The sequence below is a fragment of the Capnocytophaga sp. FDAARGOS_737 genome, assembly GCF_009730375.1.
Lineage (GTDB): Bacteria > Bacteroidota > Bacteroidia > Flavobacteriales > Flavobacteriaceae > Capnocytophaga > Capnocytophaga leadbetteri.
Genome location: NZ_CP046316.1, coordinates 631,348 through 657,093, shown reverse-complemented (window position 1 = coordinate 657,093; position 25,746 = coordinate 631,348). Strand labels below are relative to the sequence as shown.

General features: G+C 39.7%; 25 protein-coding genes. 13 read left to right on the top strand and 12 right to left on the bottom strand.

Going from position 1 to position 25,746, the window contains the following annotated elements; translation table 11 throughout:
* Positions 1-84: 84 nt before the first annotated feature.
* From FOC45_RS02820 to FOC45_RS02810, 3 genes are read left to right on the top strand one after another with little or no spacing between them, the layout of a single operon-like run.
* Positions 85-408, top strand: coding sequence for a type II toxin-antitoxin system RelE/ParE family toxin (locus FOC45_RS02820; protein WP_009733857.1), 324 nt, complete (start codon positions 85-87; stop codon positions 406-408).
* 13 nt (positions 409-421) lie between these two features.
* Entirely contained in the window at positions 422-754 is a 333-nt protein-coding gene (locus FOC45_RS02815) for a HigA family addiction module antitoxin (RefSeq protein WP_009733858.1), read from the top strand.
* A 10-nt stretch (positions 755-764) separates the two neighbouring features.
* The gene (locus FOC45_RS02810; RefSeq protein WP_034539752.1) at positions 765-1,394 is read left to right on the top strand and encodes a rhodanese-like domain-containing protein; all 630 of its coding nucleotides are present in this window, start codon (positions 765-767) and stop codon (positions 1,392-1,394) included.
* Positions 1,395-1,525: 131 nt separating this feature from the next.
* Here FOC45_RS02810 and panC read toward each other — a convergent pair whose 3' ends face one another.
* The gene (gene panC / locus FOC45_RS02805) at positions 1,526-2,371 is read right to left on the bottom strand and encodes a pantoate--beta-alanine ligase (RefSeq protein ID WP_009733860.1); all 846 of its coding nucleotides are present in this window, start codon (positions 2,369-2,371) and stop codon (positions 1,526-1,528) included.
* Between the two features lie 111 nt (positions 2,372-2,482).
* Between panC and FOC45_RS02800 the strand changes: the two genes are divergently transcribed.
* From FOC45_RS02800 to FOC45_RS02760, 9 genes are all read left to right on the top strand, one after another.
* Positions 2,483-3,298, top strand: coding sequence for a glycogen/starch synthase (locus tag FOC45_RS02800; RefSeq protein ID WP_009733861.1), 816 nt, complete (start codon positions 2,483-2,485; stop codon positions 3,296-3,298).
* 10 nt (positions 3,299-3,308) lie between these two features.
* Positions 3,309-4,817: a DUF4270 domain-containing protein gene (locus FOC45_RS02795; RefSeq protein WP_009733862.1), complete on the top strand. Its 1,509-nt coding sequence runs from the start codon at positions 3,309-3,311 to the stop codon at positions 4,815-4,817.
* A gap of 11 nt (positions 4,818-4,828) precedes the next feature.
* Positions 4,829-5,152 carry a translation initiation factor gene (locus tag FOC45_RS02790; protein WP_009733863.1) on the top strand — a complete coding sequence of 108 codons (324 nt, stop codon included), beginning with the start codon at positions 4,829-4,831 and terminating at the stop codon, positions 5,150-5,152.
* A 31-nt stretch (positions 5,153-5,183) separates the two neighbouring features.
* Positions 5,184-5,930: a 3-oxoacyl-[acyl-carrier-protein] reductase gene (gene fabG / locus FOC45_RS02785; RefSeq protein WP_009733864.1), complete on the top strand. Its 747-nt coding sequence runs from the start codon at positions 5,184-5,186 to the stop codon at positions 5,928-5,930.
* Positions 5,931-5,967: 37 nt separating this feature from the next.
* Positions 5,968-6,774: an outer membrane protein assembly factor BamD gene (locus FOC45_RS02780; RefSeq protein WP_034539750.1), complete on the top strand. Its 807-nt coding sequence runs from the start codon at positions 5,968-5,970 to the stop codon at positions 6,772-6,774.
* Between the two features lie 9 nt (positions 6,775-6,783).
* Complete coding sequence (locus tag FOC45_RS02775) at positions 6,784-7,098, top strand: DNA-directed RNA polymerase subunit omega (protein WP_009733866.1); 315 nt, start codon at positions 6,784-6,786, stop codon at positions 7,096-7,098.
* A 105-nt stretch (positions 7,099-7,203) separates the two neighbouring features.
* Positions 7,204-8,376 carry a bifunctional phosphopantothenoylcysteine decarboxylase/phosphopantothenate--cysteine ligase CoaBC gene (gene coaBC, locus FOC45_RS02770; RefSeq protein ID WP_009733867.1) on the top strand — a complete coding sequence of 391 codons (1,173 nt, stop codon included), beginning with the start codon at positions 7,204-7,206 and terminating at the stop codon, positions 8,374-8,376.
* A 12-nt stretch (positions 8,377-8,388) separates the two neighbouring features.
* Complete coding sequence (gene fabD, locus FOC45_RS02765) at positions 8,389-9,270, top strand: ACP S-malonyltransferase (RefSeq protein ID WP_009733868.1); 882 nt, start codon at positions 8,389-8,391, stop codon at positions 9,268-9,270.
* Complete coding sequence (locus FOC45_RS02760) at positions 9,267-10,037, top strand: ABC transporter ATP-binding protein (RefSeq protein ID WP_009733869.1); 771 nt, start codon at positions 9,267-9,269, stop codon at positions 10,035-10,037. The genes fabD and FOC45_RS02760 overlap by 4 nt, the downstream gene beginning before the upstream one ends.
* A 55-nt stretch (positions 10,038-10,092) precedes the next feature.
* Here the strand turns inward: FOC45_RS02760 and FOC45_RS02755 are convergent, their stop codons facing one another.
* Both FOC45_RS02755 and FOC45_RS02750 read right to left on the bottom strand, forming a co-directional pair.
* Complete coding sequence (locus FOC45_RS02755) at positions 10,093-12,114, bottom strand: recombinase (RefSeq protein ID WP_009733870.1); 2,022 nt, start codon at positions 12,112-12,114, stop codon at positions 10,093-10,095.
* Positions 12,115-12,230: 116 nt separating this feature from the next.
* A complete protein-coding gene (locus tag FOC45_RS02750; RefSeq protein ID WP_009733871.1) occupies positions 12,231-15,074 on the bottom strand; it encodes a carboxypeptidase-like regulatory domain-containing protein in 2,844 nt (947 codons plus the stop codon).
* A gap of 487 nt (positions 15,075-15,561) precedes the next feature.
* Between FOC45_RS02750 and gluP the strand changes: the two genes are divergently transcribed.
* Positions 15,562-16,881, top strand: a complete 1,320-nt coding sequence (gluP, locus tag FOC45_RS02745) for a glucose/galactose MFS transporter (RefSeq protein ID WP_009733873.1) — start codon at positions 15,562-15,564, stop codon at positions 16,879-16,881.
* Positions 16,882-16,987: 106 nt separating this feature from the next.
* On the opposite strand, the gene lysS is transcribed toward gluP, so the two are convergent.
* The 9 genes from lysS to dnaB form a co-directional block, all read right to left on the bottom strand.
* Positions 16,988-18,676: a lysine--tRNA ligase gene (gene lysS, locus FOC45_RS02740; protein ID WP_009733874.1), complete on the bottom strand. Its 1,689-nt coding sequence runs from the start codon at positions 18,674-18,676 to the stop codon at positions 16,988-16,990.
* Positions 18,677-18,700: 24 nt separating this feature from the next.
* Positions 18,701-19,654, bottom strand: a complete 954-nt coding sequence (locus FOC45_RS02735; protein ID WP_009733875.1) for an acetyl-CoA carboxylase carboxyltransferase subunit alpha — start codon at positions 19,652-19,654, stop codon at positions 18,701-18,703.
* A 72-nt stretch (positions 19,655-19,726) separates the two neighbouring features.
* Positions 19,727-20,287 carry a hypothetical protein gene (locus FOC45_RS02730; protein WP_009733876.1) on the bottom strand — a complete coding sequence of 187 codons (561 nt, stop codon included), beginning with the start codon at positions 20,285-20,287 and terminating at the stop codon, positions 19,727-19,729.
* An 86-nt stretch (positions 20,288-20,373) separates the two neighbouring features.
* Positions 20,374-21,108, bottom strand: coding sequence for an energy transducer TonB (locus FOC45_RS02725; RefSeq protein ID WP_009733877.1), 735 nt, complete (start codon positions 21,106-21,108; stop codon positions 20,374-20,376).
* A gap of 42 nt (positions 21,109-21,150) precedes the next feature.
* Positions 21,151-21,528: a VanZ family protein gene (locus FOC45_RS02720; protein WP_009733878.1), complete on the bottom strand. Its 378-nt coding sequence runs from the start codon at positions 21,526-21,528 to the stop codon at positions 21,151-21,153.
* Complete coding sequence (gene gcvH, locus FOC45_RS02715; RefSeq protein ID WP_009733879.1) at positions 21,521-21,901, bottom strand: glycine cleavage system protein GcvH; 381 nt, start codon at positions 21,899-21,901, stop codon at positions 21,521-21,523. Before gcvH ends, FOC45_RS02720 begins: the two co-directional genes overlap by 8 nt.
* Positions 21,902-21,972: 71 nt before the next feature.
* A complete protein-coding gene (locus FOC45_RS02710) occupies positions 21,973-23,460 on the bottom strand; it encodes a GH3 auxin-responsive promoter family protein (RefSeq protein ID WP_009733880.1) in 1,488 nt (495 codons plus the stop codon).
* A 26-nt stretch (positions 23,461-23,486) separates the two neighbouring features.
* Positions 23,487-24,086, bottom strand: coding sequence for a peptide-methionine (S)-S-oxide reductase MsrA (gene msrA, locus FOC45_RS02705; RefSeq protein ID WP_009733881.1), 600 nt, complete (start codon positions 24,084-24,086; stop codon positions 23,487-23,489).
* Between the two features lie 15 nt (positions 24,087-24,101).
* Positions 24,102-25,664, bottom strand: a complete 1,563-nt coding sequence (gene dnaB / locus FOC45_RS02700) for a replicative DNA helicase (protein WP_009733882.1) — start codon at positions 25,662-25,664, stop codon at positions 24,102-24,104.
* Positions 25,665-25,746 lie beyond the last annotated feature (82 nt).

The window sequence follows — 25,746 nt, the reverse complement described above, 5'->3', positions numbered from 1 at the left end:
AACAATAGCCGTTAGTTGTTAGTCATTAGTCGTTAGAATCTAAAACCTAATAAATCAACCCGATAAAACAAAATCAATCAACTTATGGAAATTATTTTTCGAGAAGACTGTCTGAAAGAATTATACGAAGAAGGAAAAACTAAACATAAGAAATATAAAACGCTTCAGAAAGATATAGTAAAACGATTTATTAAAACAATAGATATACTAAAGGCTGCTGAAAAAATAGAGACACTATTCCTTTTTAACAGCTTAAATTACGAAAAACTTAAAGGAGATAAGAAAGGAATAGAATCAGTAAGGGTAAATGACAAATACCGAATAGAATTTATAAGTTCTATAGTAGAAAATCCTCCTAATACTATTACCATTTGCTCTATAATCGAACTTAATAATCATTATCAATAAAAGAAGCAATGATATGACCACAAATAAATTAATTCCCTTTATAGCTACTCACCCTGGGGAGGTAATAAAAGACGAAATAGAAGCTCGCAATATCTCTCTACAAACATTTGCCTCTCTTTTGGGAGTGGAATCATCTTACTTAGATGAACTCATTAGTGGCAAAAGAAGTATAACGGTAGATACAGCCTCTCTCTTAGAAAGAGAATTGTGTATACCTGCTTCGTTTTGGCTACATCTACAATCTCAATACAATTTAGACTGTAGAAATATTGAAATAAAGCACTCTAAAAAACAATATACTATAACAGAACAACCTGTTGAAGAGTATGCTTGTGCAATTTGTTAATAAATTAACTATGAAATATTCCATTACTTTATGGGCATTTTTGCTTTTGATAGTATCAGCAAATGCCCAAACGCTTAGCGAGCGTATTAATGCTAAAAATGTAGTACTCGTAGATGTTCGTACTGCTGAAGAATTTGGGAAAGGCTCGGCTGAAGGAGCTATTAATATCCCTCTTGAGCTACTTGAACAGCAGTGGACTAACCTTAAAGACAAGGAGAATATAGTGCTGTTTTGTCGCTCAGGAAGACGCTCTGGCAAAGCGGAAACTATACTAAAAAAACACGGCATCACAGCCGTTAATGGGGGCGGTGTAACGCAAGTTATTGCGCTACAAAAAGTGAATTTAGCTGATAAATTGCAGTTTCGCAACGATAAACAGACTACCTATTTTGTAAAAGACGGTAAAAGCGTACGCCAAGTAGCGGTAGCTTTAGGTGAAGGCGCTGTACTGAAAAAACATACTACTGATGTACCTGCTACCCTCATAATGGTAAAAGGAACGGTACGCTTTATGATCTACGGACAAGAAGTTGTACTTAAAGACCTTGATACCTACCAAATACCTGCTGCCGTTGAACACGAAGTAATAGGTGTGGAGAAAGAAAATGTGTTTATCATAACGAAGCTATTGGCTGATTAGCTAATTTGTCAATTTGCCGATTTGGCGATTAGCTAATTTGCCGATTTGCCAATTTGACGATTTGTCAATTTGACGATTTGTAATAAAAAAATATTGCCAAAGTTTAGAACTTTGGCAATATTTTTTGTTAATTAGTTCATTGAGATATTATCAATCAGCCTAACTCCTTCGGCGTGTACTACTATAAAAGCACGGTAATCTTTACCGGCTTCTTTATCAGTGATGGGCTGAAGGGTATGCGCATCGGTAATAGTGAAATACTCTAACTCAAAATCGGGTTCGTTGGCAAATACTTGCGTTACCCAATCGGTTACTTCTGCAGGGCTATGGGTAGCAAAACGCTCTTTAGCTTGCTGTAGGGTTCGATAGATGAAAGTAGCCCGCTGACGCATAGCCTCAGAAAGTAGTGCATTGCGCGAACTCAGTGCCAAGCCCTCTGCATTGCGCACTATAGGACAAGGTACTACCGTAACTGGTAAGCCTGTTTGTGCTACCATTCGCTCGATAATAAGCAGCTGCTGGTAGTCCTTTTCGCCAAAATACGCTCTATCAGGGGTTACTATCTCAAATAGCTTCTTTACTATAGTCCCCACGCCGTCGAAATGGCCAGGACGTGAGGGGCCTTCCATCACTTTATCGAGTGTTCCGAAATCAAAATGCTGTGCGGCTGCCTCATCACCATATACATCGGCTACTGAAGGGGCATAAATGAGTATCTCGGGACTGAAATCATATAGCAATTGCGCATCGGCTTGCAAAGTGCGCGGATATTTTTCTAAGTCGGTGGGATTGTTGAACTGAGTGGGGTTTACGAAGATACTTACCACCACTATATCGTTCTCTTCTTTTGCTTTTTTCACCAATGATAAATGCCCTGCGTGCAAGGCACCCATTGTGGGTACTAACCCTATGGTTTTCCCCTGATTTTTAAGACTTTGCAAGGCGTTATGAAGCGCCTTTTGTTCGTTGTAAATCATCGTTATAAATCTTTTTTGGGTGCAAACTTATATATTTTTTATGGATATGTCCATATTTTTTTGTACTTTTGTGCTTTCTAAGCGTTATATCAATTTTTCAATATCCTTTTTATGAGAGATAAAAAAGTACTGTACGTATCATCAGAGGTATTGCCTTATTCGCCTTATAGTGAGTTAGCTAATATGTCGTTTGAAGCACCGAGGATGGTAAATGCCAATGGCGGACAGATACGGATTTTTATGCCTAAATTTGGCAACATCAATGAGAGACGACACCAATTGCACGAAGTGATTCGGCTTTCGGGTATCAATATCGTTATCAATGATATAGATGTGCCCCTCATTATCAAAGTAGCCTCTATTCCTAAAGAGCGTATTCAGGTATATTTTATAGATAATGATGAGTATTTTCATCGCTCTGGCACGCTATTTGACGAACAAAACAATATGTATCCTGATAATGACGAACGCTGTATTTTCTTTGCTAAAGGTATTGTAGAAACTGTAAAGAAACTCAATTGGCTACCCGACATTATCCACATACACGGCTGGGTATCTACCCTCCTACCGCTATACTTGCGAAGCTATTACAAAGATGAGCCTATTTTCTCTGAAAGCAAAATTATCACCTCGGTAACTGACCCTGATTTTGAGGGGACTATAAACAATGGCCTTATCAATAAAGTAGCTTTTGACGGCATAAGCAAAAAGACAGTAGACCCGCTTAAAAATCCTACTTATCACAACCTAATGCGAATAGCAGTAAAATACTCTGACGGGGTGATAGTGGTAAGTGAAGAAGATAAAATGCCTGAAGAGTTTCGCACTTATCTGAAAAACCTCAGAAAACCGGTACTCTACAACAGTGATAAAGAGACTTTCCAAGAATCTTATCACCAATTTTATGAAAAAATATTAAAGAAATAAGCTATATAGAATGAAGAACCCTCTTAAAATAGTATTTTTTGCCTCATTGCTCCCTCTTTTTACGGCTTGTTCAGACAATTCGTTTAACGAAATAGACGGAGCTTTACTGAAAAACCCTAATTTCTCTACTTCAGTGCTTACCCCTACCTTTACAGTATCGCAAACTACTGCAGAGGCTGTGCAAACTAACGGACTTGGTGGCTACCTTTTAGGGCAGTATACCCAAGCTCCTTTTGGCACCTTATCGGCTACCATAGTAGCCCAAATAGGGCTTTCGTCTGTAAATCCTGTATTTGGAGAGCAATCGCAAGCCAATGAAAACAAAAACAATAAGCAAGAGAATGAAACAGTAACTGAGGCATACCTCTATATTCCATTCTTTAACCCTCTTAGCAGCTTGCAAAAGCCTACCTACACCCAGAATGCTGAATACACTCTGGACTCTATCTACGGCAATAAAGCAGCACAATTCAAAATAGATGTAAAAGAGCTTAACTATTACTTAAGCGACATAGGGACTAACCTTAACGCTAAAGAGTACTACAGCAACGACAGCGCTATAAATGCTCATATAGGAGCTTCTGTTGCTTCGGCTACTGGTACTACTTACACCCTAACGAATAAGGCAGTGGTGCGCTATCAGTTTGACGACCCTAAAACTACTGAAGACGAATCAAAGAAAGTACAAGATGTATTGGCACCAGGGTTGCGCATTCCGTTGAGTACAAGCTTCTTTCAGAGCAAAATTATCAGCCAAGAAGGTGCTGCTGTGCTCTCTAACCTCAATGACTTTAAGCAGCACTTCAAAGGGTTAGTTATCAGTGCTTCAGACTTCAGCAACGACTTGATGATGATGCTCAACACCTCGGCTGCTAAAATAGAAATAAATTATAGCTATACCTCTAATGATAAGACACTTAAGAAGCGTTTTGAATTGCCTATAAGTGGCATCACGATGAACCTTTTCGGTCAAAATGGGGGGACTACCACCGATAGTAGCAAGATTTACCTCAGTGGGGCTTTAGGACACGGAGCTACTCTAAAAATAGCTGATGCTGACATTAATACTATCAAAAACCAAAAGCTGATGATAACCGATGCGAGCATACTACTATATGTAGACCAATCGGTTACCTACCAAAAAGAACCTGAACGTTTGTATATATACAATGCCAACACAGGGGCTCCATTAGCTGACTATGGGTACGACCCTACTGCTAACGCACAGACCGCTGCTTACTCGCACTTAGTACATTTAGTACCTCTACATAAAGTGAATGGCAAAGGGGTATACTATCGCCTGCGCATCACTAATCACCTATTGAATATAGTGAATGGCAATACTACTAATGTACCGCTGGGTATTGCTGTAATTTCAAACGTAAAAAATACAACTGTAAAGAATTACCTAACAGGTAGTGAAAAAGGAAAAACTACTGAAAGTGCTGTGGTAACCCCTCTGAGCACCGTAATAAAAGAGGTGAAAATAGAAGTAAACTACAGTAAGGTTCGCAATTAAGATTTTTTGAAATGGATTTAAGAAGTCAGCTGAAAATGCTCTTCCCTGACCATCAGGAAGAAGAAGTGCCTGAAGAAGTACGCCCTAACATATGGATGCAAGACGAGCCGTTGCTATGTAAGTACGAAAAGCGCAATGGCAAGCCAATAACGGTGATAGAAGGCTACACAGGCGCTGACAGCGATTTTAAGATACTCGCCAAAGAACTTAAAACCCAATTAGGTGTAGGAGGAGCCGTGAAAAATGACACTATACTTATACAAGGTGACTACCGCGATAAGATAATGGTTTTGCTGAAAGAAAAAGGATTTAAAGTGAAGCGAGTAGGAGGATAAAAACGATTAAGAATTTAGAATTTATACTTATATGAAATTATTAGAAGGAAAAACAGCTATCATCACAGGTGCCAGCAGAGGTATCGGGCGTGGTATAGCTGAAGTATTTGCGGCACACGGAGCTAATATAGCTTTTTCATACAGTTCATCAGCTAAAGCTGCTAAAGAATTAGAAGAAAAACTAAGCGCACAAGGAGTAAAAGTAAAAGGTTATCAGAGTGATGCCTCTAACTTTACGCAATCGCAAGAATTTGTTGATGCTGTAGTAGCCGAATTTGGTGGGGTAGATATATTGGTAAACAATGCTGGTATCACCAAAGACAACCTATTGATGCGCATCAGCGAAGAGGACTTTGACAAAGTGATAGAAGTAAACCTTAAATCGGTGTTTAATATGACCAAAGCCGTACAACGCTTTATGCTTAAACAACGCAAAGGCTCAATTATCAATATGAGTAGCGTGGTAGGTATAAAAGGAAATGCAGGCCAAAGCAACTATGCTGCCTCTAAGGCTGGTATCATAGGCTTTACTAAGTCTATCGCCCTTGAATTAGGGTCTCGCAACATCCGCTGCAATGCCATAGCACCAGGATTTATAGAAACTGAAATGACTGCTGTATTAGACGAGAAAGTGGTGCAAAGCTGGCGCGATAGTATTCCTCTAAAACGCGGTGGACAACCTGAAGATGTAGCTAATGCTTGTGTGTTTTTAGCCTCTGATATGTCGGCTTACATTACAGGTCAAGTGCTAAATGTAGATGGAGGAATGCTCACATAATTTTGGTTATCTCAAAAAAACTATTTACTTTTGCCGAATGTTAATAAGAAAATATATCATCATCGGGCTGTTAGGCTTGGGTCTTACCTCTTGTGGGGAATACCAAAAAGCCTTAAAATCAACCGATTCGAGTGTGAAATACGCAGAAGCTGAGAAGCAATACAAGGCTAAGAAATACCGAAAAGCTGTAAAACTTTTTGAGCAAATAGCCTCAGAATACTCTGGGAAACCCCAAGGAGAGCGTCTTTATTTTCTGCAGGGCGATGCCTACTATCAAATGAAGCAATACAGCTTAGCGACTTACCCTTTTGAGCGATTGCAGAAGATATACCCTCGCAGCGCTAAGGCAGTAGAAGCAGCTTTCTTAGAGGCTAAATCGCTATATATGCAAGTGCCTACCTATAGCGTAGATCAGACCTACACCTATCAGGCATTAGAAAAACTACAGTACTTTATGGATAGGTACAGCGATTCTGACTATGCTAAAGAGGCTAATGAGTTGATTTTAAACCTACTGACTCAGCTACAGAAAAAAGAATTTGAAATAGCTAAGCAGTATGACCTTATCCGTGATTATCAGGCAGCTATGAAGTCGTTAGACAACTTCTTGGCTAATAACCCCGGTAGTGTGTTTAGAGAGGATGCGCTCTACACACGGTTGCATTCAGCATACGAATGGGCTATCAACAGTGTAGAAAGCAAGCAAAAAGAACGTTTAGACACTGCTAAAGAAGCCTACGACACGCTTCTTCGGGCTTTCCCAGAAACGAAATACAAAAAAGAAGCTGATAATATGCTGAAAAAAATCAATACATCATTGAAAAGTTTTACATCTCAAAAATAATTATTCATTATGGATTTTAAAAGAATAGACGCGCCAACAACCACTGTAACGTATAACAAAGCAGCAATAGAAGCCCCTACTAACAATATTTATGAGGCTATTTCTATTATTGCTAAACGTGCTACCCAAATAAATGCCGAAATAAAGAAGGAATTGGTAGAGAAGTTAGAGGCTTTTGCTACTAATAATGACAATCTTGAAGAAATCTTTGAAAACAAAGAACAAATAGAAGTATCTCGCTTCTACGAACGCCTACCTAAACCACAAGCTATAGCAGTAAAAGAATGGTTAGAAGGGAAAGTATATTTTCGTGAAACAGAATAATTCTAAAAATACTTTTATATTACAGTTTGTTTAATATAGGGCTTTGGGCTGTGAGCTTTTGGGGCTTGCTGTTCGAAGCCTTTTTTACCTAAAACTTTTTAGCTGATGAACATACTCTTAGGTATCACGGGCGGTATCGCTGCTTATAAAGCTCCTCAACTAGTACGGCTATTCGTAAAAAAAGGACATACCGTGAGGGTCATACTTTCTGAAAAAGCAAAAGAGTTCGTCACCCCACTGACACTCAGTACTCTATCTAAAAACTCTGTACTTAGCACATTTGTGACTACTGAAAGCGATTGGAACAGCCACGTAGCTTTAGCTGAATGGGCTGACCTTATGCTGATAGCCCCTGCCACAGCTAATACTATTGCTAAAATGGCTTATGGGCAATGCGACAATCTGCTTTTGGCTACTTACCTTTCGGCAAAAGTACCTGTATGGGTTGCTCCTGCTATGGACTTAGATATGTATGCCCACCCTATAGTAACACATAACTTAGCCCAACTGCAATCCTTTGGTTGCCATATTATTGCAGCTGCTTACGGCGAGCTGGCAAGTGGATTAGTAGGACAAGGGCGAATGGCAGAGCCTGAGGATATTGTTAGAGAGATAGAAGATAATTTCAGCACAACACAACCTCTGAAAGGCAAAAAAGTACTGATAACAGCTGGCCCTACTTATGAGGCAATAGACCCTGTGCGCTTCGTAGGCAACTTTTCAACAGGCAAAATGGGTATCGCTTTAGCCAATGAAGCCACTAAGCAAGGAGCAGAAGTGCATTTAGTACTCGGCCCTTCAGCTGAAAAGAATATCAACAGCCATATACATCTTTGTAGAGTGGTAAGTGCTAAACAGATGTATGAGGCTGCTGTAGAGAGGTTTAGCAGTTGTGATATCGTTATACTTGCTGCCGCTGTAGCTGACTATACTCCAGAGGTAGTAGCCCCTGAAAAAATAAAGAAAAAAGGCGATAACTTTAATCTAAACTTAATCCCTACGGTTGATATATTAGCTTCATTAGGAAAGCTAAAAACTACGCAAAAGCTAATTGGCTTTGCTTTAGAAACAGAAAATGAGATAGAAAACGCACGTACTAAGCTACAAAAGAAGCACTTAGATGGTATAGTGCTTAACTCTTTGCGCGATAAAGGGGCTGGTTTTGGTACAGACACTAACAAAATAACTTTTATTACCCCTGAAAAGCTACAAGAGTTCCCTTTAAAAAGTAAAGAAGCTGTAGCTAAAGATATTTTAACAGAATGTATAAACTTATAAAAAAATAAAGCAATGAAAGCATATATCTTTCCTGGTCAAGGAGCACAATTCGTAGGAATGGGGCTCGACTTATACGAAAAATCAGCAGAAGCAAAAGCTCTTTTTGAAGCCGCTAACGGTATATTAGGATTTGCTATTACCGAAGAAATGTTTGCTGGTACTGATGAAGGACTAAAACAAACAAAAGTAACCCAACCTGCTATCTTCTTGCACTCAGTTATTCTAAGCAAAGTATTAGGCAAAGACTTTGCTCCACAGATGGTTGCTGGGCACTCATTAGGTGAATTCTCGGCCTTAGTAGCTAATGGCACGCTAACTTTTGAAGATGGACTACAATTAGTAGCCAAACGCGCTGCTGCTATGCAAAAAGCTTGCGAACTACAGCCTGGCACTATGGCAGCTGTATTGGGGTTAGAAGATAGTAAAGTAGAAGAGTTATGCGCCTCAGTAGAAGGTATCGTAACCCCTGCTAACTATAACTGCCCAGGTCAGTTAGTAATTTCAGGCGAACTAAAAGCTGTAGAAGCGGCTTGCGAGAAAATGAAAGAAGCAGGAGCTAAGCGCGCATTCATTCTACCTGTAGGTGGTGCTTTCCACTCTATACTGATGAAGCCTGCTGAAGAAAAATTAGCAGCCGCTATTGAACAAACACACTTTAGCAAGCCTCTTTGCCCTGTATATCAAAACGTTACCACTACCGCAGTTACCTGCGAAGCCGACATCAAAAAGAACCTTATCAATCAGCTTACTGCACCTGTAAAATGGACACAAAGTGTGCAGCAAATGATAGCAGATGGTGCCTCAGCATTTATAGAAGTAGGTCCAGGTAAAGTACTACAAGGGTTAGTAAAGAAAATTAACAAAGAAGCAGTCGTTTCTTCAGCTGAAGTATGATACAAGTAGAAAATTTACGTAAATCTTTTAATGGTGTAGAGGTGCTCAAAGGTATTTCTACTACATTCGAGAAAGGTAAAACAAACCTCATCATTGGGCAGAGTGGTTCGGGTAAAACCGTATTTCTCAAATCACTATTAGGACTTTTTACCCCTGATAGTGGTGACATTATCTACGATGGTGTGAAGTACGCCGATATGAAGCGCAAAGAGCAAGTAGCCCTACGCCAAAAAATGGGAATGGTATTCCAAGGCAGTGCCCTCTTCGACTCGATGACTGTACTCGAAAACGTGATGTTCCCTCTAAAAATGTTCTCTAAGCATACCCCAGAAGAAATACGCGAGCGTGCCAATACAGTGCTTAGCCGTGTGAACTTAGTAAATGCAGAGAATAAGTTACCATCAGAAATCTCTGGTGGTATGCAAAAACGGGTAGCCATTGCACGCGCTATTGTCAATCAGCCTAACTACCTATTCTGCGATGAGCCTAACTCTGGTCTTGACCCCAAAACCTCTATCGTGATAGATAACCTCATACAAGAGATTACTGAAGAGTTTAACATCACTACTGTCATCAACACCCACGATATGAACTCTGTAATGGAAATAGGGGCTAAAATAGTATTTCTTAAAAATGGATACAAAGAATGGGAAGGCTCTAAGGATAATATCTTCCAAACAGATAACGAAGCTGTAACTGATTTTGTGTATTCTTCTGAGCTCTTCAAAAAAGTACGAAAAGCCTACTTACAAGAGCATAACAAATAAGATATCAAAAAAACAAAAAGAGAGAGACGCTATATTGTAGCGTCTCTCTTTTTTATTATTCACTTTTCTCTTTCACTGGTAAAAAGAAAGCACGAGGTTGGGCTCTAAAAGCACGCCACACACAGCCTGCTAAGTGCTTCAATTCTGAAAGAGGTACTTCGCGCGAACGCAAGGCTATCCAAAGCGAGAGCAGAAAGCTCACTATAAAATTGCCAAAGCCTATAATACCAATCCCCAATATACACCAAATAATATTCTCAAGGCTAATAATAAAATCTACCCCATAAAGTCCATAGGCTAAGTTACCACTGGCAAAGGTAATATGCCGAATGTCAATCGGTAGCTTAAAAAAATCACCAACAACCCAAGCACTCCCCATAAATACCCCAAACCATATATTAGAAACCACTGAAGGCCACTTCTGCTGCATCCAGTTAGCCACCCGTTGCATACGCTTCTTGCCAAAAAAGCCTTTTAAAAATGGGTGTTCTGAAAGCCGATAGTAAAAATTATTAAAGTTATTTACACTCGCTACATTACCCGCTATAATCCCCGATAAAAATAAAAATATCCCCGCAATACAAGCGTGTAAAAACACAGGTGTATGCCAAATATTCAAATCTTCCAATAAGTGATAACTCTTCTTAGCTGCAAAATTATAGCCCAACCACGAGCTTACCCCCACTATCAGCAACATCGATACCGGAAACGCCCCAAATACATTCCCCACAAAAGCAATAAACTGCGAGCGAAACAAGCGCGTAAAAAGTGCTGTAAATGCCGAATATTGCTTATACTTTTCTTTGGTATCATTTACATTGAGGTTTTCCAACGTCTTAGCAATAGTCGATGCCGTCATTGCAGGCTGTTTAGTAGCCAAGGTAGAGCCTGTAAGGTAAATCATCACAAAACCTATGGCATAATTCAAACTGTAATTAAAGGCACGCAAAAAAGCGCTCTGGTCAGGAATCATAGAAAGGGAGAGCTTTATCAAACACATAAAAGCCACTATCACCCCACCCCATAGAGCAGTCTTAAGCATCTTAAAATACTCTCCTTTAGTAGAAGTAATATAGTGTTCTCCTGTCTTACCCGTATAATTAGTGATTTCATAAGTGATATTATACACACTATCGTCTATAAGTTTGCGCACATTGTTCTTTTTAGAATTAGTTTTCACCATATCTAAATAAAAATCAATAGCTTTTTCGCGCATATCACTATCTTTTTGTATAAAAAGATAATTATAAAGCCTTTTTATACGTTTCAGCTGCTGCCGTATAAGCAAAAGTGTCTGGTTTACACTAAAATTAACCCCGTATTTTCCTGCATTAGCATCTGCTTTATTAACAAAATCCTCACACTGTCCTACCAATATATTCAGTTGCTTATAGTCTAACTCCTGATCCTGTATATACAAATAAGGTCTATCCTCTTTCGCTAATGTTCGTGCTAAATTGTTCAACTCATCATCAAGAGCTATAAACGGACTATTCAAGTGCGCATATTCAGGCACCATACGCAGTACATCTGTTTGCAAAGCCAGCCCTCCCATACGTTGCGAGAGTATCATTATAGCCAAAAGTATTTGTTGCGAGGTCGTTTTTCCTTCATTCTGATAAAAAGTCTCTACACCCAATATATCCAATAGCTCCTTCCAATTTTCCATCGGTATACGCAAGAGCCACTTAGCATCAGAAGGCTTATAAAAAAGCTGATTTAGCACATACTGTATACTATCTTGCGAAGGCTGGTCAGGTATCAATTGGTGACCTATACGCCGCCGCAATTCTTTAAAAAACGACACACTATTCAGCAACCCCGCATCAGTAAAAAGAATCACCTTCTTTTTGTTAGCAAATACCATATACAGTTTTTCCCTCAAGAAGGCAATACGTTCAGGGTTGTGCTTAAGTTCATCTATAAGTTCCTGTATATGAATAGATTTATTTTTATTCTTCCGTCTAAAATAGTTGATAAGTTCAAAAACAAAGTCTATAGGCTCATAATTTTCAGAAGTATGTATATAGGCTTCAAAGATTTCGTATATAGAATGTCTTTTACAGTTAATAAGCATAAAAAGTATGTTTTAGAATTATGAGGTGCAAAGATACAAAAAAATAGCAAATAATTGACAAATAAAAAAAGGCCACCTTCCCGGCAGCCTTTTATGTTTTTTATTGTTTTATTTAATTAAAAGTTATAGCGTACGCCAAAGCTAAAGGTACGACCATCACCAAAGTATACTCTGTTATTTACATCTATACCCTTATAGGTTATACTTCTATCTGTAGCGTGTATATTATCATACGACTCATTTATATAATAAGTATCTAACAAGTTATATACGTGTGCAAAAAATGAAATACGCTGTTTTTCAGTAAGTTGCCATTTATAAGAAGCCCCTAAGTCGAACAAATGAAAAGCAGGTAATCTCAATGCTCCTTTTTCAGCCGCTTGTTTAGAAGTAAATGACGAAACGTTTAAGTTTGCATATAAGTTATCTACATATCTCCAATCTATATCTATTTTCAGATTATCAATAGGCGATACTATTAATCCTAGGGCAGCAGTCGTCTGAGCTGTTGTTCCTACTTTCACATCTTCTAAGAAAAGTTTTGTTTGAGCAGCGCTTCCTGCAGGCACTTCATTACCTTGCAAGTCTATCGGATTACTGTTTTCGTTGATAAGTGTACCTGTAGCATCTCCTTTGTAAAACCAATCTCCTAACGAAAGCATCGCATTTACTTTCAGATATTTATTGATCTTAGCATTAGCTTCTAATTCTACACCTTGGTGTACTTCCTCAATCCCTAAAATATTGGCAAAAGCACGAATTTCGTTTCCTCCTATCGTCAAGTTATTAGGTTTGCGCAAAAAGCGGTCTTTCCAAGAAGTGCGATATAGGTTCAAGTTAGCATTCAAAAACTCTGATTTAAAACCATACCCTAATTCCATTCCCAATATCTTTTCATTAGTAACCAACGGGTTCAAGAAGTTTTTATAATTAGGATAAACTGAGTCAAAGAAAGGTTGTTTAGAGTAATAACCTATATTAGCAAATACATTATGATGTTCATTGATATTATAGTTTACCCCACCTTTGATATTGTAGCCCACAATATTTTTAAAGCCTGTTTTTGTATTCATAGCAGTAGCCGAATTACCTCTTACTGCCAAAGTACCTGGCTTCATAAAGTTATCCACACGTTGGTAAGATTGTATTGAAGTAGAACCCTGTACGAATGCTGAAAAATGATCATCTGAATACTCAAATTGAGAGAATAATCCAAACCATTTTACCTCTCCATCATTACTATAGCCTATTTGTTCTTCTACCGGTGATACTTTAGCAAACGGATTAAAAGATATATCTGCAGGCTTTACAGCATTTATAATATTCTGATTACGAGGGGCAGTTACATTTTTATTTGAAGTATCGTAGTACGAATTACCACCTAACAAATCTGTAATTACCTTATGGTGATATCCGTAATAATATCTTGCATCTAACCCCATATTAAATGTGAAGTTTTTGTCAATTTGGTGCTGAAGATTAGTCAAAATTCCATACCAGTCGTGCGAGTTCACTGAGCCACCACGCGCAAAACCTTGTCTTCCTCTAAACTTCTGTCCATTAGGAGCTGTTACTTCTCCCTCTCTATTTATTTCCCCTGGGTGCTGCATTGGGGCTAATCCCTCTACTGCTTCCCCTTTGTTATAGCGTACCACTTTATCAAAGTCTATAAGACCATCTTCAGTACGTACTGACGAAATATTTACATTCTTCAAAGAATAAGTAGTACCATTAGGAGTAATAGCAGAACCTTGTCCCTCATTGCTTGAACCCATACCTCTACCTACTGAAGCGTAAAGTACTGTACTCAAAGATGTACTTTCTGTAATATTCCAATCCCAATTCAGCATCGCTACAGGTTTGTGATACACATTTCTTCTGGTTGAAAACTCTTCCCCATTTAGGTAACCCCAATCCGAGTTATAACGTCTGTTAGGTTTGTCAGCTGTACCTCCATAGCGTTGATAATTTTGTATAGAAGTAGAGTAACGTTGATGATGCCACTGAGGCGCGCCTGTAAACATCAACTGAAAACTATGTTTCTTAGAAGGTTCAAATCCTAAAGCAAAATAATAATTATAAGCATCAAAATTAGTACCATCAGCATACTTACTACCTCCGCTCTTACCAAACAATACTGAAGCTGACCAGCCTGTTGTAGTCTTTCCTGTGTTATACGATACCGAACCCTTATATTCACCACTGCTACCATAGCTAGCATAAGCAGTACCTCCTTCGCTCATATCCGAAGCACGCGTAATAAAGTTAATCGTACCTCCTACTGAAGCAATCGCTATTTTCGAAGCCCCAAGTCCGCGCTGTATTTGCATAGCCGAAGTTACATCCGATAGCCCAGACCAGTTACTAAAATAAACAGTACCACCCTCCATATCATTCACAGGCATACCATTTACCATTACAGCTACGTTTTTACTATCAAAACCTCTCACATTAATATTCGAGTCTCCAAAGCCCCCTCCACTTCTTGAAGCATATACCGAAGGCGTACGGTTTAGTATCTCAGGTAGTTCACGAGTGCCGAGTTTATCTACTATCTCAGCCGCCTGAATAGTCGATACCGCCACAGGAGTCTTGCGTTCCTTAGCAATATCTATAAGGGTACTCTTAGCAGTTACTACCACTTCCCCAAGCGATTGCTGATCGCTTTCAAGCACCACTCTTAAGTGAGCCTTCCCATTAGTCAGTTTATAAGGCACGGACTTAGTTACATACCCCAAGTACGACACCTCTATAGTACCTGTATTGGCACTTACCGTTAGGCTGAACTTACCGTCCATATCTGTCGAAACCCCGTGCGCGGTACCTTTTACCAGCACGCCCGCTCCCATCAATGGCACTTTCTCGTCACCATCAATAATTTCGCCCGTTACTACACCACTTTGTGCATATAACACAGTTGTCAGTAAGAAAATCGCTACGTTTAAAAACCAGTTTTTCATTGTTTTAGTCAAATTAGTTATCCGTTATTTGTCAGTGCAAAGGTACTGCTTTTTTTTATATAACCTACACTTTTCGTAAACTTTTTATAAAAACTTTTTTTCAACACCTCTCTGCTTTTGAACAGAAATGTTAAAACGAAAAAATATAACATTTTATAACTTCTGAATATCAGATATATACAATAAAATGTTACAAATACAACAAAAATGAAACGTTAAAATTTAACTATTTTTTAAATATAACCTTACCTTTGCACGCTTAAAAAATTATATCGTTCTTTACAAAAAGCATATTTTTTCTCTTATCTCATTTTTTTAATTCTTTAACTGAAGGAAAATTGACAGAGTTTATGACGAACGATGAGCGAACAATGAGCGAAGGAAAGTCGGCGAGCTGGCGTAGCCGAGTATGTGACGAACAAAAGTCGGTAAGTTAGCGCCGAGTATGTAACGAACGATAACCAAAACATTAATACTTAATATTGTAATGAGTAAAAAGAAACTCTGTACTAAAGCCTTTATATTTGTAGCGATACTGTTTTTCCTCTTCGGCGGACTAACAGTACTCGTCCAATTACTATTACCTCACCTACGCGATGTATTCGGACTCAACTATACCCATACGGGTCTGATAGTATTCTTCTTTTTCTTGCCTTACCTATTATTTTCTATCCCTGCAGGATATATCCTTACCAGAACGGGCTATCAACGTGGTATTATCTTAGGCTTAGCCCTTATTGCTTTAGGGGCATTGCTTTTTCATCCTGCTGCCGACGAACGCTCTTTCTCTCTTTTTATGGCAGCTATTTTCGTATTGGGTAGCGGAATTACTTTTTTGCAAGTAGCAATCAATCCGTATGTAGCAGTATTGGGCAGCGAAACCACTACCCCCAGCCGACTTACTTTTTCTCAGGCATTCAACGCTTTAGGAACAACTTTTGCTCCTATAGCTGCCGCAGTATATCTACTAAAAGATGAAGTAAAAAACGCTGCTGAAATCAATCACCTCGATTATATAGACAGAAGTATTTATTTGCAAGCGGAAGCATTAGCTATACAGATTCCCTCTCTTTATATTGCCTTAGGGGCTATCATATTAGCCCTTATTTTCTCAGTTACCAAACTGCCTTGTGTCAATTTAACTGCTGAAGAAGAGATAAACAAAGAAAGCTGCCTCTATTTATTAAAGAAGAGTTCTCTACTATTAGGAGCAATAGGAATTTTTGTATATGTAGGGGCTGAAGTAGTGATAGGCAGTTTTGCAGTCAATTATTTTGTAGAAATTAATATAGCAAAAGAAATTTTAGAGAGTCCTACTATGAGTACTTTACTCATCGGCTTAGGCAAAGTACTAGGCTCTGACCTTACCTCAGCTGACCCTAAGGCTATTGTGGCTATCTTCTTAACTTTCTATTGGGGGAATGCTATGATAGGGCGTTTTATAGGGGCATACCTTACTAAGGTATTTGCGCCTGCCAAAGTACTAATGCTTTCCTCATTAATAGTCATTCTACTCATTCTCATCTCTATTAATGCCGATGGACTATTATCTATGTGGAGTTTATTATTCATCGGACTGTTCAATTCTATTATGTTCCCCACTATTTTTGCATTGAGTAGTGAAGGACTTGGAGAGATGAAAACACAAGTGTCTGCTATTCTCTGCACTATGATTGTTGGCGGCGGTTTCATACCACTCCTTTATGGCTTCTTCACCGATTATGTAGGGTTCAGAATGGCTTTCTTTATACTCATACTTTGTTATGGCTATATTCTTTTCTTTGGTTTCTATAAAACAAATAGATAACCTTTCTATTAACAATTAATAAATTTACAATTAACAAAAAAAACTTTGCCAAAGGTCTTCTACAACCTTTGGCAAAGTTTTTTATATAACTATATAACTGAAATTCTTATTTAGCTAATTCTACAAATAGCTCTTCTCCTTCTTTTGCTACTTTTGCTACTTTCTTGCTGGTAAGTCCTTTGATAGCCTTATCCCATTTCTTATTAGAAAGAGCTGCTTGTTCTTTAAGCGCATCAAGTAACAATTTCTCTGAGGTTTTTAGTAGTTCAAAGATTACCTTTTCATCTTCTGATAGCTCTACGCCTTTCTTTTCGGGGCGCATTTGCGGGAAGAAAAGGACTTCTTGTATGCTCTCATTATTGGTTAGGAACATAATCAATCTATCCATACCAATTCCCAAACCAGAGGTAGGAGGCATACCATATTCAAGAGCGCGCAAGAAATCTTGGTCTATAAACATTGCCTCGTCATCACCTTTTTCTGAAAGACGTAATTGCTCTTCAAAGCGTTCACGCTGATCTATAGGGTCATTAAGCTCAGAGTAGGCATTAGCAATCTCCTTACCACATACCATTAACTCAAAACGCTCAGTAAGTTCAGGATTATCGCGGTGTTCTTTAGTAAGTGGCGACATTTCTTTAGGATAGTCGGTGATGAAAGTAGGCTGGATAAAGTTGCCTTCGCACTTCTCTCCAAATATTTCATCTATCAGTTTACCTTTGCCCATTGTCTCGTCTACCGCTATACCGATAGAGTGTGCAAAAGCTCTCAATTCTTCTTCTGTTTTCCCTGTAATGTCAAAACCAGTGAACTGCTTAATCGCATCGGTCATCGTTACACGAGGGTAAGGTGCTTTAAAATCAACTGTGTGAGCTCCGAAAGTTGCTTTAGTGGTACCATTTACTGCTATAGCACAATGCTCAAGCAAACGCTCTGTGAAATCCATCATCCAGTTGTAATCTTTATAAGCCACATAGATTTCCATCGCAGTAAACTCTGGGTTATGAGTTCTATCCATTCCCTCATTGCGGAAGTTCTTAGAAAACTCATACACCCCATCAAAACCTCCTACAATAAGGCGTTTTAAATAGAGCTCATTAGCAATACGCATATAGAGTGGAATATCCAATGCATTGTGGTGAGTGATAAACGGACGCGCACTAGCTCCCCCTGGGATAGCTTGTAGTACGGGGGTTTCTACTTCCAAATAGCCTGCCTCATTAAAAAACTGACGCATAGCATTGAATAACTTGGTACGCTTGATAAACACTTCTTTTACTTGAGGGTTTACTACCAAATCCACATAACGCATACGATAGCGCTGCTCAGGATCAGTAAAGGCATCGTGCACTTTGCCATCAGCATCTACTTTAGGCATAGGCAGCGGGCGCAATACTTTAGAAAGAAGAGTAAAGTTCTTAACCATCACTGTCTTTTCACCCATCTTAGTGATAAACAAATACCCCTCTACTCCTATAAAGTCACCTAAGTCAAGAAGTTTTTTGAATACCTCATTATAAAGGGTTTTATCCTCATCCGGACACATTTCATCACGGTTGAAGTAAAGCTGTACACTACCTTCACTATCTTGTAGGGTAGCAAATGATGCTTTTCCTTGCACACGTAGCGACATTAATCGTCCAGCAACGATAACTTCCTTGCCTTCCTCATAATGTGTTAGTATGTCCTTAGAGGTAGTATTTACAGGATATAGCGGAGCAGGATAAGGATTTATCCCTAATTCTTTTAATTTGGTTAGTTTTTCTCTACGAATGATTTCTTGTTCTGATAACATTTTTTTAATAATTAATGTTTAATACTACTCCTTATAAACACCCATACTGAGGTATTTATCCATACGTTTCTCTATAAGACGGTCTGCTGGTAGTTTTTTAAGTTCTTTATAAGCTGCTAAAATCACTTTGCGCACTGTTACAAACATTGCCTCGCGGTCGTGATGCGCCCCTCCCATAGGTTCTTTGATGATTTCATCAATGAGTTTCAGTTTTTTCATATCAGGAGCGGTGAGTTTCAAAGCTTCAGCAGCTTCTTTTTTATACTCCCAGCTACGCCATAAAATAGACGAACAAGATTCTGGCGAAATCACTGAATACCAAGTATTTTCTAGCATATATACCCTATCGCCTATGCCTATACCCAAAGCTCCTCCTGAAGCTCCTTCGCCTATGATGAATACAATAGTAGGCACTTTTAATCGTGACATCTCTAAAAGGTTACGAGCAATAGCTTCTCCTTGTCCGCGCTCTTCAGCCTCTATACCAGGGAAAGCACCTGGAGTATCTACAAAACAAACTATCGGAATATTAAACTTCTCAGCTTGCTTCATTAGGCGGAGAGCCTTGCGGTAGCCTTCAGGGTTTGCCATACCAAAATTGCGATACTGGCGCATCTTAGTGTTTACCCCTTTTTGTTGCCCTATAAACAAAAAGCTCTGGTCATCAATCTTACCAAAACCACCTATCATCGCCTTATCGTCTTTTACGGTACGATCGCCGTGTAGCTCAAGGAAAGTATCCCCTGCTAAGGCTTTGATGTAGTCAAGGGTATAAGGACGGTCGAGGTGACGCGATATTTGCACGCGCTGCCACGCTGTCAGATTACCATAGATATCTTTCTTTACTTGGTTTAGTTTTTTTTCTATTTTCTTGCAAGCATCACTCATATCCACTTCACTTTCATCACCAATGAGCATACACTTTTGCATTTGTTCTTCTAACTCTTTTATAGGTTGTTCAAAATCTAAATATTCCATAACAATTCGTTATTTGATTTTCAGAGGGCAAAGATACAAACTAATTAGCAAATTAGCAAATTTGTAAATTGGCTAATTTTCCAATTTCCCTATTTCATATTTATAGTGGTATAGCACCGAGACTATTTTCCCGTCTTTGCGCGCAGGTTGTAGCACAGGTAGTTGTGCAATAACTCGCTGTACCTCAGCGGTTAAATACTCAGTAGGTAGCTGCATTTTTAGCACTCTCACCACCCCATCAGTACCAATACAAAGCGTTAGCTGAATAAACCCTTTTGCACATATATCGCCTGAAATATTAAGATGTTCCCTCATAAAATCGTCCATACTCTCTTTGAAGCACGTCCATTGGTATTTGGTAGCCACCTGCGTACATTTACCACTGAAAGCAGGCGCTTCGGTCACTAATAGGTAGGGTATAGCTTTTTGTACTTCAGGGTCTTGTATACTGTCTTGTAGCGAGGTTAGGGTCTGTAGTGTTTCTTTTGGAGGCTGATAGGCAAACATTTTACTACTATCAGTTAGCTCGGCAGTATACGTTTCTTTGTGAAAAATATTGAATAAACTAATCGATACCGAGATAAACGACACTAGCAAAGCACAACCTGCCCCTATTTTATTAGATGATTCCATACAAATTTGCTAATCTACTAATTTTACAAAACGACAATAAGCGCACTCTTTTAAGCGCGCTTATTGTATTATATTTTTAAAGCAAATTAAGATTGTAGTTTAAAGTTGATAGGGTAAGCAAATGTTACTGGGGTAGGTTTACCACGTTGTTTACCTGGGATAAGCTTAGGCAATTTTTCGATGATACGTTTTGCTTCAGCTTCCAATAGTTTATCAGTACCACGAACACCTAATACAGTGATAGTACCATCAACATTAATACGGAAACTCACATTCACTTTTCCTTGTATACCCATCTCTAGAGCAGCAGGTGGATAGACGAAGTTTTTGCTTACGTGTTTATCCAAGTTTTCTTTGAAGCACTGAAACTGTCTGTCTTTAGGCTCGTTTTTGCAAGCATCAAACATCGGTTTATCTTCAATGATAGTGAAAGGCACATCAATAGGAATATCATCTACTGGTTCAGAAGGTTTGATATCCTTTACTTCAGCTACTTTTTCTTCTTTAGTAGTTTCGTTGCTGGCAATTGCTTGCTCTTGGATATTAGCCTTGTTGTCTACCACTTCCACGTCTTGTACTTCAGCAGGAGCTGGTGGTGGCGGTGGTGGCGGTGGGGTATCAGGAGCTTCTACCACGAAGTTTTCTTGATCCTCATCAAGTGGCTTATTTAGCTCTGACTGTCGATCGTCTTTCTTAGCTTTGTCATACATTTTAGCTTCAAAGCCCCATAATGAGAGACCTGAAACGATAGCAAAACCAATAGCAAAGAACAATCCACTACTTTTTGCCAAGTCGGCTTTCGGATTTTTTTTAGGTTGCATAATGATTTTCTTTTAAAAGGTTATTAAATTATATTTTAACAATTATCTAAAAAGCTCTTTATATCTTGTCATAAAAAGTAAAGCAACAATTATGCCAAACGTGTTAAACACCATATCCATAGGGTCTGCCGACCGTGTGGTGGTTAACCACCCTTGCAGCAATTCTATAGTGCCTCCTAAGATAAAAGCACTTACAAAAGCCCACAAATTGAGTTTTTTAGCGCTTTTGAACGCTTGTGTTTCTTTACCAAAACTTACTATAAACAATACAGTATACCCAAAGTAAAAACCAAAGTGCACTACCTTGTCTAAGTAAGGAATTCGCGGAGCATCAGGCATTTCCTTGCCCGACATAAGGCACAAAATGAATATTATTAGCACCCATACCCCCCACGCTATAATGTATTTATACTTAAGCATCTATGAGCTGTCTGTATTCTTCTGCAGTTAGTAGGGTGTCCCACTCTTCAGGGGCACTCATTGCTATCTGTATCATCCAACCTTCGCCATAAGGGTCGGTATTCACCACCTCTGGCTTGCGAATCAGTGGCTCGTTAAAAGCTATCACTTCGCCACTCACAGGCATAAAAAGGTCTGAAACTGTTTTTATAGCTTCTACTGTGCCAAAAATAGTATCCTGAGGCAGGGTATCGCCTACTGTTTCTACTTCTACATATACGATGTCACTCAACTCTCGTTGTGCAAAGTCGGTAATACCTACAGTAGCCGTATTGCCCTCGCGGCGCACCCAAGCGTGGTCTTTAGTATATTTCAAATCAGACGGAAAGTTCATATCGGAAAAGTTTGTTTATTTATAAAAGCGTGCCAAAAGTAGTACATTATTTTGAGACTGCCAAATTTTTCTTAAAAAAGTTTTAATTTATCTGCTACACTACGGTCATTTGCCAATCGCTGTATTTTGTTCTGACCACCGAGTTTGCCTAGCGACTTCATATAGCTAGCAAACCCTCCGGCAGGTACTTCAGTAATTTTTAGCGGCTGTAGCACCTTACCCTGTATTAGGTCGTAATAATACATATTTTGCTTTTGCAATGCCTCGTCTATCACTTGGGCAAAGCGTTGCATATCAGCAGGTTTTTGTTCAAATTCTACAAACCACTCGTGGTAAGGCAATTGCCCATCTGTAGGATTGACTTGCGGAGCTACGGTAAACTCAGTAATCCCTGCCCCTGTAGCTTCGAGTGCTTGCTGCATAGCTTCTTCTACCTCTTTGGCTATCACGTGTTCGCCAAAAGCCGAAATAAAATGCTTAATACGCCCTGTTACTACTATACGATAAGGAGCAAGAGAGGTAAACTGTACCGTATCACCTATATTATAGCCCCATAAACCTGCATTGGTAGAGATAATAAGAGCGTAATTCACCCCTAACTGTACCTCTTGTAGGGGTATCCGCTTAGGCTGCTGGCTAAAGAAGGTATCTGCTTCTACAAATTCGTAGAAAATACCAGCATTCAGCAATAAAAGCATTCCTTTTTCGGTCTGACTATCTTGGTAAGCAAAAAAACCTTCGCTGGCAGGGTAAAGCTCTATACTATCTACCTTCCGCCCTATAAGGTGCTCAAACTTTTGTCGATAAGGCTCGTAGTTCACCCCTCCGTAGATAAAAAGATTGAAGTTAGGAAATAGTTGTCCTACTTTCAGCCCTGAGCGCGTATAGAGTCGCTCGAAGTACATTAACACCCACGAAGGAATACCGCTAATAAGGGTCATATTTTCCGAGAAAGTCTCGGTAACTATAGCTTCTACCTTTGTCTCCCAATCCTCAATACAATTTGTTTTATAAGAGGGCATACGGTTGCGCTGTAAGTAGGCAGGCACATAGTGGGCTACAATCCCTGAGAGCCTACCGGTTTTAATACCATTTTTTTCACCCAATATCGGACTCCCTTGCAGGAATATCATTTTCCCCTCTACAAAAGCTGCTTTTTTAGTTTCGTGTATATAGCAGAGTATGGCATCGCGGGCTGCCTGTATGTGGAAAGGCATAGAGGCTTTGGTAATAGGTATGTACTTTGCTCCGCTGGTAGTGCCTGAAGTTTTGGCAAAATAAAGCGGTTTCCCCTTCCATAGCACATTGGGCTCCCCCTCCACTACCCTTTCTATATAGGGGCGCAATGCCTCATAATCGCGTATCGGCACACGGGCTACAAAATCATCATAGCTTTTAATCTCATCAAAATGATGGTCGCGCCCAAAAGCCGTGTCTTTGGCTTGTGCTATCAGTTGCTCAAATACCTTTTGTTGTGTAGCGACAGGATTTTTTGCCCATCGGTCTATCCTTTTTCTAACAATAGCGGCAAATATTTTTGAAAGATACGATTTTATCATCTTTTTTGAATTTTGAGTATGAATTATCAATTATGATTTGCAAATTGATAAAGCTTTTTAAGAGGGCGTCGGTTGCCACCGAGTTTAATCGGGTTTGCCATTCTGGCATTAGCGAGTACCTCAGGGGCGATATGGCAATCTACTGAAGGGAATTTAGCCAAATAATCGGTATGCCAGTCTTCAGCAGGCTGAAATACCCTAAAAGGTTCGCACTCTACCACTATGGGCTGTGTATAGCGGGCAGCGAGCTTGCGTAGGGCGTGCTCAGCGGTAATGCGCTGTTGCTCATTCACGTAATAAATACCTGTACGGTAATGAGTACCTACATCTGTGCCTTGCTGATTGAGCGAGGTAGGGTCAATAGTGGAAAAAAATAGCGCAAGCAGTTTCTTAAAACTCAGCTGTTGAGGGTCATAAGTCAGCTTTACAGCCTCAGCATAACCCGTCTCGCCCGTTACCACCTCTTCGTAAGTAGGCTTATTAGTATGTCCGTTTACGTAGCCCGATTGCACGCTTAGTACTCCGCGCACTTGCTTAAAAAAGTGCTCGGTACCCCAAAAGCATCCTCCCGCTAAGTAAATTACTTCGGGCTCTGGTGCTGACTGTATAGGCTGTCTTTTCTTCATCTGTTAGTTATTTTTCTAAAATGGAACACCGGTATCATCGGTAGGCTCAGGAGTGCCAAAAGCCTGCGAGGGTTGCCCTGTCGGTAGGGGTTCAAAGGCTACCTTATCATTCATCTTCGAACCTAACTCTTGGGTAGCAAAAGGTGTATATCCGTATTCATCTAAATTAGCAAACCTACCCAAATGCCCTTCAAACTTCAAGCGTATATTATCTAACCCCCCATTGCGGTGTTTAGCTACTATAAACTCAGCTTGCCCTGCTGTAGGGGTTTGGGCTTCGTCATCCCATTCGTTAATCTTGTAGTATTCAGGTCGATAGATAAACGAAACGATGTCGGCATCTTGCTCTATGGCTCCGGACTCACGCAAGTCAGACAGCTGTGGACGTTTATGACCAGGGCGTGCCTCTACATTACGCGAAAGCTGTGATAGGGCAATAACAGGGACGTCTAACTCTTTAGCTAATGCCTTCAGGTTGCGCGAGATAGTAGATATTTCCTGCTCACGGTTGCCCACCCCTTTGCTACCGCCTGCCGTCATCAGCTGTAGATAGTCGATAACTATAAGCTTGATGCCAAATTGGGTAGAGAGACGGCGTGCTTTAGCGCGAAGGTCGAATATAGAAATCGAGGGAGTATCGTCTATATACAAAGGAGCTTTTTCGAGGTCTTTTACCTTAGTATTCAGCACAAACCACTCGTGTTCTTCGAGTTTTCCGGTACGCAACTTTTCTGACGAAAGTCCTGTTTCAGAAGAAATCAGACGGGTGATAAGCTGTACTGCCGACATCTCGAGCGAAAAGAAAGCTACTGGTATGTTCTGCCCTACGGCTATATTGCGTGCCATCGAAAGGGTAAGGGCAGTTTTACCCATACCAGGACGCGCGGCTATGATAATAAGGTCGCTAGCTTGCCACCCTGAGGTCAGTTGGTCGAGCTTAGTAAAGCCAGAGGGCACCCCACTAAAGCCATCAGTTTTATTAGAAAGTTCTTGTATTTTTTTCAGTGCCTTCAGTACCAAATCGCCTGCTGCTTCGCTTGAGCGTTTTAGGTTGCCTTGGGTTACCTCATAGAGCATCTGCTCGGCATTGTCTAATGAGTCGAACACATCGCGGGTATCATCATAAGCATCTTCTATTATTTTAGCTGATATTTCTATCAGCTTTCGCTTGATAAACTTCTGCAAAACGATGCGGGCGTGAAACTCTACATTGGCAGACGACGATACTCGTTGAGTAAGGTTGATAAGGTAAAACTCACCCCCAGCGGCTTCTAGGTTACCCGTACGGCGCAACTGCTCGGCTACGGTTAGTAGGTCGATAGCTTCTGATTGATTAAAAAGCTCAAAGATAGCCTGATAGATAAGCTGGTGTTGCTTTTTGTAGAAAACCTCAGGGTTGAGAATATCTATAACATCATCAACTCCTTTTTTATCAATGAGCATAGCCCCCAAGATAACTTCTTCTAGATTAAGGTCTTGAGGGGGTATTTTGCCGCGCTCAATAGTAGGCTGCGGACGTGAGTTCCGTTGCAAAGACGGTGTATTTTCGGGTATAGGGGTAATATCAGTTTCATTCATACGGCAAAGGTAAGAATAATTTGCCAATTAGCAAATTTAATGATTTGACAAACAGATTTTTTTTCTCTTCACACCTACCCTT

Excerpts from the sequence above, each read along its gene's own strand:
- msrA (WP_009733881.1), bottom strand. The coding sequence starts at position 24,086 with ATGAAGAAAAGACAGCCTATACAGTCAGCACCAGAGCCCGAAGTAATT.
- FOC45_RS02780 (WP_034539750.1), top strand. The coding sequence starts at position 5,968 with ATGTTAATAAGAAAATATATCATCATCGGGCTGTTAGGCTTGGGTCTT.
- coaBC (WP_009733867.1), top strand. The coding sequence starts at position 7,204 with ATGAACATACTCTTAGGTATCACGGGCGGTATCGCTGCTTATAAAGCT.
- FOC45_RS02790 (WP_009733863.1), top strand. The coding sequence starts at position 4,829 with ATGGATTTAAGAAGTCAGCTGAAAATGCTCTTCCCTGACCATCAGGAA.
- FOC45_RS02730 (WP_009733876.1), bottom strand. The coding sequence starts at position 20,287 with ATGGAATCATCTAATAAAATAGGGGCAGGTTGTGCTTTGCTAGTGTCG.
- FOC45_RS02735 (WP_009733875.1), bottom strand. The coding sequence starts at position 19,654 with ATGGAATATTTAGATTTTGAACAACCTATAAAAGAGTTAGAAGAACAA.
- FOC45_RS02820 (WP_009733857.1), top strand. The coding sequence starts at position 85 with ATGGAAATTATTTTTCGAGAAGACTGTCTGAAAGAATTATACGAAGAA.
- panC (WP_009733860.1), bottom strand. The coding sequence starts at position 2,371 with ATGATTTACAACGAACAAAAGGCGCTTCATAACGCCTTGCAAAGTCTT.
- FOC45_RS02750 (WP_009733871.1), bottom strand. The coding sequence starts at position 15,074 with ATGAAAAACTGGTTTTTAAACGTAGCGATTTTCTTACTGACAACTGTG.
- gluP (WP_009733873.1), top strand. The coding sequence starts at position 15,562 with ATGAGTAAAAAGAAACTCTGTACTAAAGCCTTTATATTTGTAGCGATA.
- fabG (WP_009733864.1), top strand. The coding sequence starts at position 5,184 with ATGAAATTATTAGAAGGAAAAACAGCTATCATCACAGGTGCCAGCAGA.
- fabD (WP_009733868.1), top strand. The coding sequence starts at position 8,389 with ATGAAAGCATATATCTTTCCTGGTCAAGGAGCACAATTCGTAGGAATG.
- FOC45_RS02710 (WP_009733880.1), bottom strand. The coding sequence starts at position 23,460 with ATGATAAAATCGTATCTTTCAAAAATATTTGCCGCTATTGTTAGAAAA.
- FOC45_RS02775 (WP_009733866.1), top strand. The coding sequence starts at position 6,784 with ATGGATTTTAAAAGAATAGACGCGCCAACAACCACTGTAACGTATAAC.
- FOC45_RS02795 (WP_009733862.1), top strand. The coding sequence starts at position 3,309 with ATGAAGAACCCTCTTAAAATAGTATTTTTTGCCTCATTGCTCCCTCTT.
- FOC45_RS02815 (WP_009733858.1), top strand. The coding sequence starts at position 422 with ATGACCACAAATAAATTAATTCCCTTTATAGCTACTCACCCTGGGGAG.
- FOC45_RS02760 (WP_009733869.1), top strand. The coding sequence starts at position 9,267 with ATGATACAAGTAGAAAATTTACGTAAATCTTTTAATGGTGTAGAGGTG.
- FOC45_RS02810 (WP_034539752.1), top strand. The coding sequence starts at position 765 with ATGAAATATTCCATTACTTTATGGGCATTTTTGCTTTTGATAGTATCA.
- dnaB (WP_009733882.1), bottom strand. The coding sequence starts at position 25,664 with ATGAATGAAACTGATATTACCCCTATACCCGAAAATACACCGTCTTTG.
- gcvH (WP_009733879.1), bottom strand. The coding sequence starts at position 21,901 with ATGAACTTTCCGTCTGATTTGAAATATACTAAAGACCACGCTTGGGTG.
- FOC45_RS02800 (WP_009733861.1), top strand. The coding sequence starts at position 2,483 with ATGAGAGATAAAAAAGTACTGTACGTATCATCAGAGGTATTGCCTTAT.
- lysS (WP_009733874.1), bottom strand. The coding sequence starts at position 18,676 with ATGTTATCAGAACAAGAAATCATTCGTAGAGAAAAACTAACCAAATTA.
- FOC45_RS02720 (WP_009733878.1), bottom strand. The coding sequence starts at position 21,528 with ATGCTTAAGTATAAATACATTATAGCGTGGGGGGTATGGGTGCTAATA.
- FOC45_RS02755 (WP_009733870.1), bottom strand. The coding sequence starts at position 12,114 with ATGCTTATTAACTGTAAAAGACATTCTATATACGAAATCTTTGAAGCC.
- FOC45_RS02725 (WP_009733877.1), bottom strand. The coding sequence starts at position 21,108 with ATGCAACCTAAAAAAAATCCGAAAGCCGACTTGGCAAAAAGTAGTGGA.